Annotated in this window: 16 protein-coding genes, 1 pseudogene and 1 riboswitch; of the genes and pseudogenes, 14 read left to right on the forward strand and 3 right to left on the reverse strand. The window is 56.8% G+C overall.

Translation table 11 applies throughout. The features are described 5' to 3' along the window. Positions 1-3 precede the first annotated feature (3 nt). The 4 genes from D3H35_RS07445 to D3H35_RS07460 all read left to right on the forward strand — a co-directional run bounded on the left by D3H35_RS07445 (position 4) and on the right by D3H35_RS07460 (position 5584). Positions 4-2457: a class I SAM-dependent methyltransferase gene (locus tag D3H35_RS07445; RefSeq protein ID WP_119148449.1), complete on the forward strand. Its 2454-nt coding sequence runs from the start codon at positions 4-6 to the stop codon at positions 2455-2457. After that, positions 2451-4646, forward strand: coding sequence for a non-ribosomal peptide synthetase (locus D3H35_RS07450; protein ID WP_119148450.1), 2196 nt, complete (start codon positions 2451-2453; stop codon positions 4644-4646). Before D3H35_RS07445 ends, D3H35_RS07450 begins: the two co-directional genes overlap by 7 nt. Then, positions 4643-5221: a pullulanase-associated domain-containing protein gene (locus tag D3H35_RS07455; protein WP_119148451.1), complete on the forward strand. Its 579-nt coding sequence runs from the start codon at positions 4643-4645 to the stop codon at positions 5219-5221. The genes D3H35_RS07450 and D3H35_RS07455 overlap by 4 nt, the downstream gene beginning before the upstream one ends. Before the next feature lie 75 nt (positions 5222-5296). Further along, complete coding sequence (locus D3H35_RS07460) at positions 5297-5584, forward strand: stage VI sporulation protein F (RefSeq protein ID WP_119148452.1); 288 nt, start codon at positions 5297-5299, stop codon at positions 5582-5584. 162 nt (positions 5585-5746) lie between these two features. Here the strand turns inward: D3H35_RS07460 and D3H35_RS07465 are convergent, their stop codons facing one another. After that, the gene (locus tag D3H35_RS07465) at positions 5747-6415 is read right to left on the reverse strand and encodes an SOS response-associated peptidase (protein ID WP_119148453.1); all 669 of its coding nucleotides are present in this window, start codon (positions 6413-6415) and stop codon (positions 5747-5749) included. Between the two features lie 200 nt (positions 6416-6615). On the opposite strand from D3H35_RS07465, the gene D3H35_RS07470 reads away from it, so the two are divergent. From D3H35_RS07470 to D3H35_RS07480, 3 genes are read left to right on the forward strand one after another with little or no spacing between them, the layout of a single operon-like run. After that, a complete protein-coding gene (locus D3H35_RS07470) occupies positions 6616-6822 on the forward strand; it encodes a hypothetical protein (RefSeq protein ID WP_119148454.1) in 207 nt (68 codons plus the stop codon). Beyond that, positions 6812-8071 (forward strand): DNA polymerase IV, encoded by a 1260-nt coding sequence (locus tag D3H35_RS07475; RefSeq protein ID WP_119148455.1) that lies wholly within the window; start codon positions 6812-6814, stop codon positions 8069-8071. Before D3H35_RS07470 ends, D3H35_RS07475 begins: the two co-directional genes overlap by 11 nt. Continuing rightward, entirely contained in the window at positions 8071-8568 is a 498-nt protein-coding gene (locus tag D3H35_RS07480; protein ID WP_119148456.1) for a hypothetical protein, read from the forward strand. Before D3H35_RS07475 ends, D3H35_RS07480 begins: the two co-directional genes overlap by 1 nt. Positions 8569-8627: 59 nt before the next feature. On the opposite strand, the gene cysK is transcribed toward D3H35_RS07480, so the two are convergent. After that, positions 8628-9563, reverse strand: coding sequence for a cysteine synthase A (cysK, locus tag D3H35_RS07485; protein WP_119148457.1), 936 nt, complete (start codon positions 9561-9563; stop codon positions 8628-8630). Between the two features lie 216 nt (positions 9564-9779). Further along, positions 9780-9895: riboswitch (TPP riboswitch) on the forward strand. Between the two features lie 127 nt (positions 9896-10022). Between cysK and D3H35_RS07490 the strand changes: the two are divergent. From D3H35_RS07490 to D3H35_RS07505, 4 genes and pseudogenes are all read left to right on the forward strand, one after another. Continuing rightward, a pseudogene (locus tag D3H35_RS07490) lies at positions 10023-11070 on the forward strand (ABC transporter substrate-binding protein). 15 nt (positions 11071-11085) lie between these two features. Continuing rightward, entirely contained in the window at positions 11086-11385 is a 300-nt protein-coding gene (locus D3H35_RS07495; RefSeq protein ID WP_119148458.1) for a thiamine-binding protein, read from the forward strand. A 206-nt stretch (positions 11386-11591) separates the two neighbouring features. Then, on the forward strand, positions 11592-12158 hold the full coding sequence (locus D3H35_RS07500; protein ID WP_119148459.1) for an ABC transporter permease: 567 nt from the start codon (positions 11592-11594) through the stop codon (positions 12156-12158). Beyond that, the gene (locus D3H35_RS07505; RefSeq protein WP_119148460.1) at positions 12155-12934 is read left to right on the forward strand and encodes an ABC transporter ATP-binding protein; all 780 of its coding nucleotides are present in this window, start codon (positions 12155-12157) and stop codon (positions 12932-12934) included. Before D3H35_RS07500 ends, D3H35_RS07505 begins: the two co-directional genes overlap by 4 nt. Before the next feature lie 21 nt (positions 12935-12955). Here the strand turns inward: D3H35_RS07505 and D3H35_RS32150 are convergent, their stop codons facing one another. Continuing rightward, positions 12956-13132, reverse strand: a complete 177-nt coding sequence (locus D3H35_RS32150; RefSeq protein ID WP_233567807.1) for a hypothetical protein — start codon at positions 13130-13132, stop codon at positions 12956-12958. A gap of 30 nt (positions 13133-13162) precedes the next feature. Here D3H35_RS32150 and D3H35_RS07510 point away from each other — a divergent pair, with 30 nt between their 5' ends. The 3 genes from D3H35_RS07510 to D3H35_RS07515 all read left to right on the forward strand — a co-directional run bounded on the left by D3H35_RS07510 (position 13163) and on the right by D3H35_RS07515 (position 15824). Beyond that, positions 13163-13732 (forward strand): TatD family hydrolase, encoded by a 570-nt coding sequence (locus tag D3H35_RS07510; protein ID WP_233567808.1) that lies wholly within the window; start codon positions 13163-13165, stop codon positions 13730-13732. 662 nt (positions 13733-14394) lie between these two features. Then, a complete protein-coding gene (locus D3H35_RS32155) occupies positions 14395-14973 on the forward strand; it encodes an MBOAT family O-acyltransferase (RefSeq protein ID WP_233567809.1) in 579 nt (192 codons plus the stop codon). Then, positions 14904-15824 (forward strand): MBOAT family O-acyltransferase, encoded by a 921-nt coding sequence (locus D3H35_RS07515; RefSeq protein WP_325050024.1) that lies wholly within the window; start codon positions 14904-14906, stop codon positions 15822-15824. Before D3H35_RS32155 ends, D3H35_RS07515 begins: the two co-directional genes overlap by 70 nt. The last annotated feature ends 29 nt before the right edge of the window (positions 15825-15853 follow it).

The following is a 15853-nucleotide window of genomic DNA, read 5'->3' on the forward strand; positions in this document are numbered from 1 at the left end:
GTTGTGATAGAAAACCGATTGATGACGGCGGACGGCCGGGAAACGGCGAAGCTCTACTGGTCGAATCATCTGTCCGGCGAGCTGCCGCGTGTCGCTCTGCCGGGGCAAAAACCGCAGTCTTCCGCGTATACCCGCGCGGAATTCCGGTTGAACGTTCCGGAGCTTCTCGCCAGCCGCCTTACGCGCATTGCGAAGCAGAACGACTTGAGCATGTTCGCGGTGCTGTTGGCCGCAGGCAAGGCATGGATTTCCCGCCTGACCGGTCAAGAGGATATTCCCGTTACCGTGCCGGTGTACTCGCTGACCGTGCCGGAGAGCGAGGCTTCGAACCGAAGGCTGGTCGTTCGCGATCGGCTGAGTCCGGAGCAATCGTTCAGGGACACGCTGTCCCAGGTGAAGATGACTTTATCCGAGTGCTATAGGCACCAGCTTTTTCCGTTGCGGCAAATCGAGGAGGAGCTAGGCTATCCCGGCGGCAAAGGAATGTGGAGCGCGATTGCGTTCGCCATGGAGGATCTCCATCTGGCGGAGCATATCGGGGCGCTGGCCGACGGTTCGCACGAGGCGGCGTTCGTTATTGGCAAGCGGGAAGGCGAGCTGACCGTGGCGGTTCGTTACAACGGCGACATCTTCCATGAAGAAGCGATTCGGTCGTATGCCGAAGGCTATTTGTACGCGACGGAGCAGTTGCTGGATCATCCGGATCGCGCGATTTCCGAGGTTCGGTTGACGACGGAGGAAGAATGGAGCCGCATCGTACACTCGTTCAACGACACGAAGGCGCCTTACAGCGGCGACTGTACGATTCATGAATTGTTCGAGCGGCAGGCCGCCGAGAATCCGGACCATGCCGCCGTTATTTCCGGCGGCTCCACGGCGACTTATCGGGAGATGAACGATAAGGCGAACAAGCTCGCTGCCTTGCTGCGGCAAACCGGGATCGGACCGGGCAGCTACGTCGCCGTTCTGACGGATCGTTCCGTCGAAATGATAACGGCCGTGCTGGCGATTCTGAAAGCCGGGGGAGCTTATGTGCCGCTCGACCCGGGCTACCCGAGAACGAGGATCGAGACGATTCTGACTTCGCTGCCGATCCGGTGCATCGTGACCAAAGCGTCGGTCATGCGGCCGTTCCAGGAGCTGACTCGCAAGCTGCCAAACCTCGCGGACGTCGTGTACCTGGACGTTCCGACGGAGCGGCCCGGTCCGGAGCAGGTGCAGGAGCAGCGGGTTCGCGCGCTTTGGGACCGGATTACGGAGGAGTCGTTCGATTGGGTAACGGCCGGCGGCTTCATTAGCAGCTACGACGGACAGCCGTTCGGCGAAGCGGAAGTGGCCGAATACCGCGACCGCGTCGTCTCGCTCGCTAGAGCCGCGATCGGTCCGGATTCGAGCGTGCTTGAGATCGGCTGCGGCTCCGGACTCATTTCCTTCGAGCTTGCGCCTCTCGTGTCCAAGTACGTCGGACTCGATCCGTCGGAGAAGATGCTTGAGCGCAACCGGGCGACAGCCGAAGAGCTGGGGCTTCAAGGCACGGAATGGATCAGCGGCTTCGCCCATGACCTGGAGGGGCAGGCGGAGGCGAGCTACGATCTGATCGTGCTAGCGAGTACGGCGCAGTTTTTTCCTGGTTACGCCTATTTGGAAAATATTGTGGAGCTCGCGCTCCGCTGCTTGAAACCGGGCGGCACTTTGCTGCTGGCCGATATAATGGATTTGCGTAAAAAGGACGAGTTCCGGGAAAGTCTGGAAGCTTATAAAAAGCTTCATGGAACGGAGAGCCGCACGCGGTCGGTGCCGGATTACGAGCTTTATTGCGACGAGGACTTCTTCTATGACTTGCAGGCCGACTACGGGCAAATCGGCGAAGTCGGCGTGCTGCACCGGACGGAAGGGTTCCGCAACGAGCTCGGCTACCGTTATGACGTTGTCGTCAAGAAGGCCGAGCGGGTCGGTGAGAGCGCGGTCGCGCCGGAGAGAGCGCACGCCAAACGAAAAACCATTTGGACGGCTTACCACGTCGATCGGCAGTCCGCGAAGGAGCTCGTCTCGGGAGCTGTGCCGGATAACGAAGCTTACGTTATTTTCACGTCCGGCTCGACCGGTACGCCGAAGGGCGTCGTCGTGCGCCACAAGCCGGTTATTAACGTCATCGAATGGGTGAACCGCCATCATGGCGTCGGTCCCGGCGACGTGCTGCTGTTCTTGACCCCTCTATGCTTTGACTTGTCCGTCTACGATATTTTCGGAACGCTTGCGGCAGGAGGGACGATTCGAATCGCTTCGGACGACGAGGCGAAGGATCCGGAACGACTGCTGGCTATATTGCGGAGCGAGCCGGTCACTATCTGGGATTCCGCGCCTGCGGCTCTGCAGCAGCTGGTGCCTTACTTGCGGATGAACTCGGCTCCGTCGGCTGCCCCGGCCGTTCGAACGGACTTCGTCTCGTCATGTTAAGCGGAGATTGGATTCCGCTTACGCTTCCGGCCGACATGAAGGAGCACTTCGAAGGAGTGCGGGTCACGAGTCTAGGCGGCGCGACCGAAGCGACGGTATGGTCCAATTTCTATCCGGTCGAGGAGCTTGATCCCGAATGGGTCAGCATTCCGTACGGCAAGCCGATTCAGAACGCGCGCTACTACATTCTGGATTCCAGGAACGAGCCTTGTCCGACGTATGTTCCGGGAGAGCTTTACATCGGCGGCGAATGTTTGGCGGCCGGCTATACGGATGCTGCGCTGACTGCGGAACGATTCGTTGCGGACCCGTTCGTCAGCGACGAGAACGCCCGAATGTACCGGACCGGCGATTTGGCCAAATGGCTTCCGGACGGAACGATGATCTTCCTGGGCAGAGCCGACAATCAAGTCAAAATTCGCGGCTTCCGGATCGAGCTCGGAGAAGTGGAGGCGCAGCTGCTGAAGCACGCGTCGGTGAAGGAGGCTCTCGTCGTCGACCGGACGGACCGGAACGGGCATAAATCGCTGTGCGCTTATTTTACGGCCGATCGCGACCTGCCTTCTGACGAATTGAAGAAGCATGCCGTCGCATCTCTTCCGGCGTATATGGTTCCTTCCCATTTCGTCCGCCTGGAGGCGATGCCCGTCACTTCGAACGGAAAGATCGACCGCAAGAAGCTTCCGTCTCCGCAAGAAGCGGCCGCCGTTGCCTCGGACGGCCCTGTCGCGGCTCTGTCGACTGCTCAGGAGCAACGGTTAGCCGCAATCTGGCGGGAAGTGCTGGATATCGGAGAGGTCGGCGCGGAGGACGATTTCTTCGATTTGGGCGGAGATTCTCTGCAAGCCGTGCAGGTTGTCGCCAAAGCGAACGAAGCGCGAATTAAGCTGTCGCTGCGCGACATGCTGCACTACCGCACGCTTCGGGCGATAGCGGAGCACGGCGGGGGCGAGGAGGTGGCGGAAACTGGGACGAACGTCGAGCTTGCCGCCGACCAGGTCGCCGCCGCTGCGAGTCCGGCGATCAGCCGCAGATACAATACGGGATTCATGGAGCCTGACGTAAAGATTCCGTACTATTACCCTTGCTACCTGGGGGCGGTCTACGCCAAGTTGACCTACGAGCACGCGTATAGCCTGCCGAGAAGCTTTCTTCCTTTCGGCGACGGGTTCGGCATAATCTCTTACGGGTTCCATGACGATGGCCAACTCGATAGCCGTCTTCAGTACTGTGATGTCAGCTATACGGGCGGGTTCCGGCTTGGAGACCGGTTCGCGGTTACTTCATCGTTCATTTCCTTCGATACGATGGAGGAAGGCATAGAGTGGTGCGAAGAGCGGCTGCGGGAGAACAAGCTGATCGTCATGATGGGGACGACCTACTACTTGAATTACTGTCAGGATTACTTGATTGGCGAAGAGAAGTTCGCGGAAATGCTGAAAAATCGGGAAGCGCTGGACGACGGACGGGGCGGAGATTCGCAGCATGCCCACATGTTCGTGATGGTCGATCACTCGGACAGGGGCTACGTCGTGTACGATACGTCGTTCAACTTCTTCGGAACGATACCGGAGCTGGATTTGAAGCGTTCGTTCGCAGGCGTAAAAGGACTTTCGTTCCTGCAGAACGACGACGAGATCAAGTTCAAGAACGCGGGCAACGCCGTGATCGATATTAGACTGGATGGATTCGTGCCAATGCCAGTCGAACAAATGGGCCTGGAGATGTTGGAGCGCTACATCGAAATTTGCACGGGTATTCGGCCGGGCGAAGAACCGATCGGCGGTTTGAAAGGATTTTTGGGTCTTGAGGGCGTCAAGGAAGCCGTCCGTACTTTCTCGGAGTGCGGGGACGGCGAGGCAGCGGTTCTTTTCTCGCTTGTGCTTTTCAACAATTGGAAGTATAAGAACATTTTCCTTAGAGACTTTTTGCAGGATCTTTCGAAGCTGGTCGCGATGGACTCCTTGTCCGCGCTGCTGCAAGAGGTGGAGAATGCGGTCGCTGTGTTGGGCGGCTGGCATGAACGGACGGAAGCGAACAAGGAACTCTACGCGCAGCCCGGCAATCCGGAATTCAGCGCGTTCCGCAGCTCTGTCGCTCAGCAATTGACCGAGATGTATGCGAAACAAGCGGAAGTATTGCGGCGCGTGCACGAGGAAATGAACAAGAGACGGGAGGAAGCCGTATGAAAAAGACGGTAATGGCGAACGCGCTGACGGCGAGGTTGAAGAGGGGAGACATGAGCGGAATGAAGGAGAGAAACGGCATGAGCAAGATAAAATCGGGTTTTCGAATCGGCGTTATGTTATGGGTTCTGTGCTGCTTCATAGGGGTGCTGCCGGTATCCGCGAAGACGACGGAGACTGGGACGACGAAGGTGACCGTTCACTACAAGCAAAAAGAAGGAGACCCGATAGATTGGAGTCTATGGGTGTGGGGCGATAGCGAGAACGGCGTAAGGCTTCCGTTTACCGGAACGGACGAGTTCGGCAAAGTGGCCGAAATCGAGCTGCCGGGGAAATTCCACAAGGTGGGCATTATCGTCAGCACGGACGATTGGAAGAAGGACGGCGGCGACCGATTCGTCGAGATCGTGAACGGCTCCGGGGAAATCAGCATTACGGGCGAAGGCTACATTGAAGATACTTCCGGGCGCGACGTGCCTTATTTGTGGCTCATTGTAGGAGTGGTCGTTATTCCGGTGCTGCTGCACATTTTCGAATACATCCGTTCGAGAAAAGGGCGGGAAGCGAAGACCGCTTAACGCTCGCCCCAATCATCTTTCGCCCCCTTTCGGCATAGGATGTACCGATGGGTACGGTGAAAGGGTGTGGCGATTGTGAGTTGGCAAAAGTTCGGAATCCGGCCGGAGCTCGTCCAGCGGGTCAAAGCGAAAATGAAAAACGACTCGATCAAGGAACGCGTCAAAGCGCTGCTCGACGGCGTGTCGAAATACGATTTGCAGGACCGCGCGAAGGTGCACAGGCTGGTGAAATCGGCGGCCCGCATTCTGAACGAGCCTTTGTCGGACGTGCAGGAAGGGCAAATCGTCAGCTTCATCATCGCGCAAAAAATCGATCCGAAAAACATGCTGTCGCTGCTTAAGCTTTGGTCGATGTTTCGCTGACTTTGCCGGAGAATACAGGAAAGCCCGTCATTGCGGATTTCGCAATGGCGGGCTTTTTTTGCGATAAGTTCGGCGGGAGACGTAGTTCAAGCTGGACGTGACATGCAGAAAGCTGGCTTGGAGGGATGCGCAGTCCGATTCGATTTTCCCCGCTTGCCGGTATTATGCCCGAGCCACCAGATCAGGATCGTCATTGCCGACGTTGCCGACGCGTTTGCTTACCGGGTAGGCTTCCATTTCTTCTGCCGGATACGGCGCGAGCAGCGGCTGCAGCCGCGACGGGTCTTGAATGCTGCGGTCCAGCCACAGCGCTTCGTCCTCGCGGCGGAGGATGACCGGCATCCGGTGGTGGATGTCTTCCATGAGCCGGTTAGGCGTTGTCGTGATGACGGTACACGTATGAACCTTGCGCCCGTCCGGGCTCGTCCACGTCTCGTACAGGCCGGCCATGCCGAACAGCTCGCCGTTGCGCAGCTTGATGCGGTAAGGCTGCTTGCCTCCGCTGATCGTCTTCCACTCATAGAACCCGTCGGCGGGAATGAGGCAGCGCTTGCGTCGGTAAGCTGTCCGGAAAGCGGGGCGTTCGTCAAGCGATTCGGCACGCGCGTTGATCATTCGAATGCCGACCTTCTCGTCTTCGGCCCACGACGGAACGAGACCCCATTTTAATTGCCCGATCCGGTTGCGGGTTCCGTCGTTCACGATGGCGGGGACGAGTTGCGTCGGCGCGAAGTTAAATCGCGGAAGGTTGAAAGGAAGCGCCGTTCCTTCGGCCAAATAGAGAGCCATCAGCTCCTCCAGCGTCACCGTTACCGTATATCTTCCGCACATAAGCTCGTTCCTCCGGTTCTTTTTTCCTGTTGATCTCATTATGCCACGAGCTGCCCGCGCAAAACTACTCCGATCGCCGTACTTTCGTCTATTTGAGGGTGATTGATGATTTATGGACAAGTGGAATATTTTTTCTCTTGAAAGGGAACAATTGTTCGTATTAAAATAAGAACAAACGTTCCATTCCGGAGGCGACGCATATGTCGGTTAACATGGAAAAGCTCGTCGGGAGAACCGCAGAGATCATTTACCAAGATAGCAAGGGCGCATTCACGAAGCGGCTGGTATCCGTCTTTTCGATACGGGACGGCAAGGCGCGGGTGCTGGATTGGAACAAAAGGGCGTTCCGAACGCTCGTCGTCGATCGAATTCTAGATGCGCGGCCGGTGACGCGCGATGTCTCCTGAGCGAACGATCTTCCTGATCGACGGTCAGTCGTTCTATGCTTCGATCGAGAAGGCGAGCCGTCCGGAGCTGGGCGACAAGCCGGTAGCGGTCGGGGACCCGGAGAGAAAATCGGGCCTCATTCTTGCGGCGTGCCCGATCGCGAAATCGAAGGGGGTTACGACTGCCGAGAGGGTGGGCCAGGCGCTTGCCAAATGCCCCGATCTCGTCGTCATTCGCCCGAGAATGCAGACGTATATCGCCGTCTCTCTGTTCATGACGGAAATTTACGAATCGGTTACGGATCAAGTCGAGCCTTACAGTATCGATGAGCAGTTTCTGGACGTGACCGGCTCCATGGCGTGCTGCGGTTCGGCCAAAGAAATGGCGTACCGCCTCCAACATCAGGTGCTGCTATCGACGGGCGTACGTTCGCGCATAGGCATCGGCCCGACGAAAATTCTCGCCAAGATGGCGACGGACAACTTCGCGAAGAAGCTACCGGATGGCATATTTGAGCTGTCCAGCGACAAGCTGGAATCCGACCTGTGGGAATTGCCCGTTCATCAGATGTTCATGGTGGGCTCCCGAATGACGCGTCATTTTGTACGGATGGGTCTTCATTCGATCGGAGACATCGCGCGTCTAGAGCTCGGCGATTTTAAGCGGCGAATGCGCCGGGAGATGCGCAAGCAGAGCGACATTCAGGCGGAATATTACTGGCAGACTGCGCGGGGGATCGATCCGAGTCCGGTCGTGGCGAGTATCCGGGGCAATCTGAAGTCGATAAGCCACGGAAAGACGCTGCGAAGCAGCTTGTATCGAAAGCTTGAGGATATCGAGGTTGTGCTGCTGGAATTGGTTGTGGAGGTGTGCCGCCGCAGCAGGAGACACGGCTATATGGGGGGAGTCGTGTCGGTGGGGGCGGGCGAAACGGACGGCGAGCGGTCGCGATGGTTCAGCCGCCAAATGACGCTGCCGCAGCCGAGCTCGCTTACTCATGAGATCGCTGCCGCGGCGCACAAGATTTTCGTCGGGCATTGGCAGGGGCTGCCGCTGAGCAGCTTGCACGTGTCGCTGACCCAGCTATCCGACGACGGAGTCCTTCAGCTCACTCTGTTCGACGACCGTCCATCGGCTTACCGATTGGAACGGGCGTCGGACGGGATCAAGGACCGTTACGGGAGCGATGCTATCATGAGGGCCTCTTCCTTGCTACAGGCGGGAGTCGCAAGGGAGAGGGCGGAACAGATCGGAGGCCACTACAAATAATGAGCAAACTCGAAGGCAACGAACGCTGGAAATCGAAGATGCTCCTGACCGAGCACCAAGAGCAATACGACGACAGGAAGACGATCAAAAAAACCGGTCAGCCGACCCCCGACGAGCTTACGATGATCAGGGACTATGTCCTGCTTCCCCACATGATGACGATAGTGCAGAAGAGCATCGACGATATCGGGCGCTCTCCCAATACTCTAAAAAGGCTTTATTCGGCGACCGCACAGGTCATTCTAAACCGGCTCAGCAAGGATTCGCTCGATTTGCGGCGCGAGCTGAGCCGGCGGAACATTCGGATCATGAGCGACGAGCAGGTCGACCTGATCGTGTACCACCGCTTTATTTGCCGGGGCTACGAGGATCGTCTCGGAATCGTCCGCGAGGTGATGCGGGCCGAGATTAACGTTCGTCTTGCGAGGTACATTGTGGAAATCGGCGAACTTATCCAAGGAAATCCTCAAAAAGACGATCGCAAATCCACCGTTTAGAGCGCTTGCAGCGTTTTCTTTAACTCCAGCTGCGGATAGGCTTCTGCGAGCTGTAGAGATTACGATTCCGGATAAAGCGCCGTCGATAAGTAACGTTCCCCGGTGTCCGGGAGCAGCACGACGATTTTTTTGCCTTTGTTCTCGGGGCGCTTGGCGATTTGAAGGGCGGCATACGCCGCGGCGCCGGACGAAATGCCGACGAGCAAGCCTTCTGTCCGCGCGAGCTGCCGGGATGTTTCGAAGGCATCGTCGTTCTTCACTTGAACGATTTCGTCGACGACGGCTCTATTGAAGTTGCCCGGCACGAAGCCGGCGCCGATTCCTTGAATTTTATGAACTCCCTTGTTTCCGCCGGATAGAACCGGAGAATCGAAGGGCTCGACGGCTACGATTCGAACGGACGGCTTTTTTTCCTTCAGCCGTTCGCCGACTCCGGAAATCGTGCCCCCCGATCCGACGCCACCGACGAATATATCGACTTCCCCGTCCGTGTCTCTCCAAATTTCTTCGGCGGTCGTCTCCTTGTGAACGTCCGGGTTGGCGGGGTTGTTGAATTGCTGCGGAACGAAGGAGTTGGGAAGGGCTACGGCGATTTCCTCGGCTTTTCGGATCGCGCCCGCCATGCCTTCGGGAGCGGGGGTTAGAACCAGCTCCGCTCCGAGCGCCAGAAGCAGCTTTCGACGCTCGACGCTGAAGCTTTCCGGAAGGGTAATGATTAATTTGTAGCCTAAAGCCGCTGCGGCAAGGGCCAGACCTACGCCCGTGTTGCCGCTAGTCGGCTCGATGATGACGGAATCCCGGTTAATGATCCCCCGTTGTTCCGCATCCCTCAGCATGGCGAATCCAATCCGGTCTTTGACGCTTCCGGCCGGATTGAAAAACTCCAATTTGGCGATAAGCGCAGCGTGGGACGAATGGTTCTTCGTGAAGTTCGCCAGTTCCAATAACGGCGTGTTTCCGATAAGGTCTGTTATGTTTTTCGCGATTCTGGACAATGCGATCCCTCCGTCGAATGGAATTCCAACTGTTTGAGTCGGTTTTTTTAAGACAACCTTACCATTCGAATCCCAAAAATACAATATCGAGCGCAGGGAGGTCCAATCCGGATGCCGGACTCAAGCCGTCGAATATGAGCCAATCTCCCGTGAAACGGTAGACATCCTTGGTCGCTTCGTTATAATAAAGGAGACGAAGAAGGCTTCGACAATTTCATATTGCCCCAGGGGAGCTGGAGACAGGCCGGCTGAGAGTGCATCCCGTTACGACGATGCAGACCCTTGTACCTGATCTGGTTAATGCCAGCGTAGGAAGGTGGGAGCGCGGCGCGCAAGCGCATCGCGCGTTACGTCTGCATGTATGGGACGCCCTCCGGATAGGGGGGCGTCTTTTTTGATCGCGAAGCGCTGTTCGAATACAGACGAGGCCCGGTATGGGGACTCGAGAGGGAGAGAAAGATGAAGGCAAGGGAATGGAATTGGAAAAGCGCGGGTATCGCAGTACTGGCGGGTACGCTGCTGCTGGCCGGCTGCGGCAAGAACGATGGGACGAAGGGGCCGGAGGCATCATCGCCGTCCTCGTCGGGAAGCGTGTCGGAGCCGTCCGCAGCATTGCAGGACGTGACGGTCGTGCTCGACTGGACGCCGAATACGAATCATACGGGATTGTATGCGGCCAAGGAAAAGGCTTTTGGGAGAAACGTGGCTTGAAGGTGGAGATCGTGCAGCCGCCCGAGTCGGGAGCGAACGCGCTGGTCGGCAGCGGCAAAGCCGATTTCGGCATTACCGCGCAGGAGGATTTGACTCTGGCGCGCGAGCAGGGAGTTCCGATCGTATCGGTGGCGGCGATCATCCAGCATAATACGTCCGCTTTGCTTCCCCGGCGGACAAGAACATCAAGGAGCCGAAGGATTTCGAAGGCAAGACGTACGGCGCATGGGGCTCTCCGGCAGAGAAGGCCGTTATCGAATCGCTTATGCAGGAGCAGAAGGCCGACATCGGCAAAGTCAACTTCGTGGATATCGGAACGGCCGACTTCCTTACGGCGGTAAAACGCGACATCGACTTCGCCTGGATTTACTACGGCTGGGACGGCGTCGGAGCCGAGCTGAAGGGCGAGAAGCTGAACATGGTCTATTTGTCCGATTACAGCAAGCAGTTGGACTACTATACGCCGGTGCTCACGTCGAACGAGGATTTTCTTAAGAATAAGCCGGATCTGGCCAAAGCGTTCCTGGCTGGAGCGACGGAAGGCTACCAATTCGCTATCGACCATCCGGACGAAGCCGCGGACATTTTGCTGAAAGCTGCTCCCGAGCTGGACAAGGATCTCGTCCATGCCAGCCAGAAGTGGCTAGCCTCGAAGTACAAGGACGACGCGCCGCGCTGGGGCGAGCAAAAGAAAGAGGTATGGACCGGCTACGGCGAATGGATGAAGGCGCACGGCTTGCTGCAAAAGGAATTGAACTTCGAGCAAATGTACACCAACGACTTTTTGCCCCAATAAGGGAGGAAACCTATCATGACGCAAGCGTTGCTAAGCATTCAAATTTTACCGAAAACGAAGGACGGGGAGGATTCGATTCCTTACGTCGACCGCGCGATCGAAATTATTAAGGAGTCGGGCGTCAGCTACAAAGTCGGGCCGCTGGAAACGACGATGGAGGGCGAGTTCGACGAGCTTCTGGCCATCGTCAAAAAAATGAACGAAGCGATGTTCGAAATCGGAAGTCCGTCCGTCATGTCGCAAATCAAGCTGCTCGTGGGCGGACCGCACGCTTCGATGGCGAAGCTGCTGGAGAAATACCCGGATGGACAATAACGGCCGCTGGCGCAAGATCGCTCCGCCGATCGTTTCGGTGATTGCGATTGTTGCGATTTGGCAGGCGGGATGCACGATCTATAAGCCCGAGAAATGGATGCTTCCGGCGCCGCTTACCATTGCCGAGAAGCTGTGGACGGACCAACATTTGCTGCTGTCCGCGGTCGGCAGCTCGCTGAGATTGGTGTTCATGGGCTTGGGGCTGGGTGGCGATCGGCGTCGCCGCCGCCCTTCTTTTTCATCTCGTGCCTTGGCTCAAAGCGGCCTTCGCGCCGCTGATCGTCATTTCCCAGAACATCCCGGTCGTCGCTATCGGACCGCTGTTGATCGTATGGTTCGGCTTTGGCTTGACGCCGAAGCTTATTTTGCTCGTACTCGTCTGTTTTTTTCCTATTGTTATGTCCATGATGACCGGCCTGAGCCGAAGCGAGCCCCATTTACGCGAATATTTGGCGATGATCGGAGCTTCGCGCATGGAGCTCTTGCGTCGTCTGGAGCTTCCGGCGTCTCTGCCCCATTTTTTCACCGGACTTAAAATAACGGCCACCTACAGCGTTTCGACGGCGGTCGTCGTGGAATGGCTCGGCGGGAGCAAAGGGATCGGCAAGTACATGCTGCTCAAAAAAGCGAGCTACGATGCCGCGGGCGTATTCGCCTCGGTCATTTGGGTCGTCGCGCTTAGTCTTGCCGTATACGGACTCGTCCTCCTGGCGGAGCGGCTTGTCGTGCGCTGGACGCCGCGAACGGGCAATCAAGGAGGGACGGGTCGATGAAAGCCGCTTTGGAATTGCATAGCTTGTCCAAAGCCTATCGGCGCAGTGACGGACGATCGCATCCGGTGCTGGACGGCGTATCCCTTACCGTCGGCGAGGGCGAATTCGTCTCGCTTGTCGGTCCTTCCGGCAGCGGCAAGACGACGCTGTTCCGGTTGATCGGCGGAGTGGAGAAGCCCGATGCAGGGCGGATTGCTATCGGAGACAGGGAAGTGACCGGAGAGCGCGGCCACATTAGCTATATGCCGCAGCAGCCTGCGCTGTTTCCATGGCTGACGGTGACCGGCAATATCGCCGCCGCGCTCGAGACGGGCGGCATGGATCGGAAGATGGCGCGAAAAGCCGGGCTTGAGTGGCTTCGCCGGATCGGGCTCGAAGGAGTGGCCGAGGAGTACCCGCATGTGCTGTCCGGAGGAATGCAGCAGCGCGTGTCGTTCTTGCGAGCGCTGCTCATGCCGCGGAACGTCATGTGTCTCGACGAGCCGTTCGCCGCTCTGGACGCGCTCACCCGCGCGGACATGCAGCGGTGGCTGCTGCAGCTATGGGAAGCGGAGCGCCGAAGCGTTCTGTTCGTGACGCACAGCATTGAGGAGGCGCTGACGCTGTCCGACCGGATCTACGTGCTGTCCGCCGCTCCGGCGAAGGTCGTGAAGGAGATCGTCGTGCCGTTCGACCGCCCCCGTCGACCGGACGTGTGGCTCGCGCCGGCGTTCGTGGAGCTAAAGAAGGAAGTTCTCGATTTGCTCGGACAAGGAGATGGCTCGAATGCCGTTTGACGCGCATATTCATCTCGATCTTTATGAAAGAGAAGCGCTGGAAGCGATGCTTACGTCGACGTTTGGATCGGGCGGCAGCGACAGCATCGACGGCGTCGTCGCCGTCTCGATGGGAATGGAGTCCTGCTTGGCAAACCGGGAGCTTGCGCGCCGATTCCCGGGACGGATCCTGCCGCGTACGGTCATCATCCCGAGCAAGCGCCGCTCTCCGAGGAGGAGCTGGAGGCATTGTGCGGGTGGATACGGGAGCGGGGAGACGAGCCGTTCGCGATTGGCGAGGTCGGCTTGCCCTACTATACGCGCAAAGAGGCGGAGGAGCGGGGCGAGCCGTTCGATCTTGGGCCGTACAGACGCCAATTGGAGAGGTTCGTAACGCTGGCTGCCGAGCTGGATCGTCCGATCGCGCTTCATTCCGTGTATGAGGACGCGGACGAGACGATAGAACTGCTAGAGCGCTATCGGGTGCGAAGAGCGCATTTTCACTGGTTCAAGGGCAGCCCGGAATCCGTCGCTCGTATGGTCGACAACGGCTATTTCATTTCCGTTACGCCCGACGTAGAGTACGAGAAGGAAATACGAGAGCTGGCAACGGTCTATCCGCTTGATCGGCTTATGGTGGAGACGGACGGTCCGTGGCCGTTCGAAGGTTCGTTCGCAGGGAAGGAAACCGAGCCGGGGATGGTCCGCGCGGTCATTCGGGAAATCGCAGCTCTTCGCGGACTGAGGGAGGATCAGGTAGACGCGGTTGTGCGCCGCAATACCGAGCTGCTCTATCGATGGGATTTGCTGCAACCGTGATCGCCTCCTGGGCGTTGCGGTTTTTTTTCTGTTTTTCGGGCTGCGGCGGATATAGACACTCGGTAACTTGTACTCGGGGTGCTCGGTAAAATGTATTTGTTGTTAAGTAACTCGTATTTCGTCGTTCAGTAACTTGTCTCTCGTACCTCGAAGCTAGCAAACTTATGCTCGGTGCCTTGAGCTCGCATGTAAAAGCTACCGTTAATTTAAAGAGAATCTTGTAGTTTAGCAAGATTAGATGCATTTCCTACAGATAATAAGGTCCGTGCAACCTCAACTTAACACAAACGGTCTAATTAAATGTATCTTATGCAGGCAGTCGCTTCACACTCGAGCCATCCGGAAAAAGAACGGTACGAAATACATCTAAATGATCTGATGAACGCCCCTAGTTTCACTTGAACGAGGCGGGGACAGAACGGGATAGGCAGCTTCGAACTGAGCGAACGCTATGGCGCTTAAAGCTGGAAGACCGGAGTTTCCTCAAGACAAGCCTGGCTCTTGTTATCGTATGCGCGAGACGATAAAAAGATTGTTGAAATATGGTCGATAGTGGGAGGCACAAAAGTACTGATTCGCTCGAAGCTTGATGATACAATAGAAAAATTGGAGAAAACAATTCGCCCTCGGGAAGAAACTCGACGAAAAGAAGGGGTTTTTCTGTGATTTTTTCGACTTATACGTTTATTTTTACGTTTCTGCCGATTACGTTTTTCGGTTATCGGCTGCTGAACACATTCAAGCTGCATACCGTCGCGAAGGCTTGGCTGGTGCTCGCCTCGCTCTATTTTTACTCGCAAGGAAGCGGCTCGTTCGTTCTCATCTTCATCGCCGACATTCTGTTCAACCTTACGATAGGCAATCTGATCATGAGGGCGAATAGAGCGGGCTCTACCGGCGTGAAGCGGCTGCTGCTAGGGATCGGACTTGCGCAGAACATCCTGTTTCTCGGCTACTATAAATACGCCAACTTCATGATAGAGAACGTCAATATGGTGACCGGCCATGCGTATTCTCTCGTTCACATTGCGCTGCCGCTGGGCATTTCCTTTTACACGTTCCAGCTGATCGCCTACCTGGTCGACTGCTACAGAGGCCGCGCGCTTCCGACGCCGATCATCGATTTTCTTATGTTCGTTACGTTTTTTCCGCAGCTGGTCGTCGGCCCATCGTGCATCACGGCGACATTATGCCGCAAATCCAGGATAAGAAGCAGCCGCTGTTCAATAGAGCCAATATGATGCTCGGCATCTTCCTGTTCTCGCTAGGCTGCGCCAAAAAGATCATGCTGGCCGACCCGCTGACCGGCTATTCCGCTGCTTATTTCTCGGGCGCGGGAGCGGCCGACACGTTAACCGCGTGGCTGTCGTCCGTCGGCTATACGATGTCCTACTATTTCGATCTGTCGGGCTATGCGGACATGGCTCTCGGTCTTGCTCTCTTTTTCAATATTAAGCTTCCTCACAACTTCAATTCGCCGTACAAGGCCAGAAATTTCCGCGAATACTGGCAAAGATGGCATATGACTCTATCGAAATTTTTATCCGATTACGTCTTTCGCACCGTGTACCGCAAAGGCAGCGGGAGCTTCAACTTCTATTCCGCCGTCATGGTGACTTTTCTCGTATCGGGCATTTGGCACGGCGCGGGCTGGCAGTTCGTGCTGTGGGGAGCTATTAACGGCGTTCTGGTGTGCGCATCTCACTTCATGTACAGGCGCAAGTGGAAGCTGCCGTTCTGGCTTGCCTGGACTTTGACGTTCGCGGGCGTCATCGCAACCCGCATCCTGTTCGTGTCGAAGGACGCGGAGCAGGCGATGGATGTCATGCGGTCAATGGTGAGCTTGCGCGATTTTGCCGGCATGGACTTTGCGGCGTTCTCGCATCATTTGCTGACTTTTGGCGCGTACCACCTCTATACGATCGTCCTGCTCGTCATCGCGATGCTCATTTCGTTCTTCGCTCCCAACTCCAGCGAAATAACGAAAGACTTCGTGCCTCGCTATCGGCATGCTGTCGCAGCGGCATTATTGCTGGGCATTTCGTTGTCGCAGATGACGTCCGTATCCAAATTCCTATACTTCCAGTTCTGAGGTGAACGCATGAAATTCCGCAAATGGCT

Origin of the sequence: Cohnella faecalis, assembly GCF_003570905.1 — a bacterium.
Lineage (GTDB): Bacteria > Bacillota > Bacilli > Paenibacillales > Paenibacillaceae > Cohnella > Cohnella faecalis.

Coding starts and splice junctions, on each gene's coding strand:
- D3H35_RS07465 (WP_119148453.1), bottom strand. CDS start 6,415: ATGTGCGGAAGATATACGGTAACGGTGACGCTGGAGGAGCTGATGGCT.
- D3H35_RS07450 (WP_119148450.1), top strand. CDS start 2,451: ATGTTAAGCGGAGATTGGATTCCGCTTACGCTTCCGGCCGACATGAAG.
- D3H35_RS07475 (WP_119148455.1), top strand. CDS start 6,812: ATGTCTCCTGAGCGAACGATCTTCCTGATCGACGGTCAGTCGTTCTAT.
- D3H35_RS07480 (WP_119148456.1), top strand. CDS start 8,071: ATGAGCAAACTCGAAGGCAACGAACGCTGGAAATCGAAGATGCTCCTG.
- D3H35_RS07455 (WP_119148451.1), top strand. CDS start 4,643: ATGAAAAAGACGGTAATGGCGAACGCGCTGACGGCGAGGTTGAAGAGG.
- D3H35_RS07495 (WP_119148458.1), top strand. CDS start 11,086: ATGACGCAAGCGTTGCTAAGCATTCAAATTTTACCGAAAACGAAGGAC.
- D3H35_RS07470 (WP_119148454.1), top strand. CDS start 6,616: ATGTCGGTTAACATGGAAAAGCTCGTCGGGAGAACCGCAGAGATCATT.
- D3H35_RS07505 (WP_119148460.1), top strand. CDS start 12,155: ATGAAAGCCGCTTTGGAATTGCATAGCTTGTCCAAAGCCTATCGGCGC.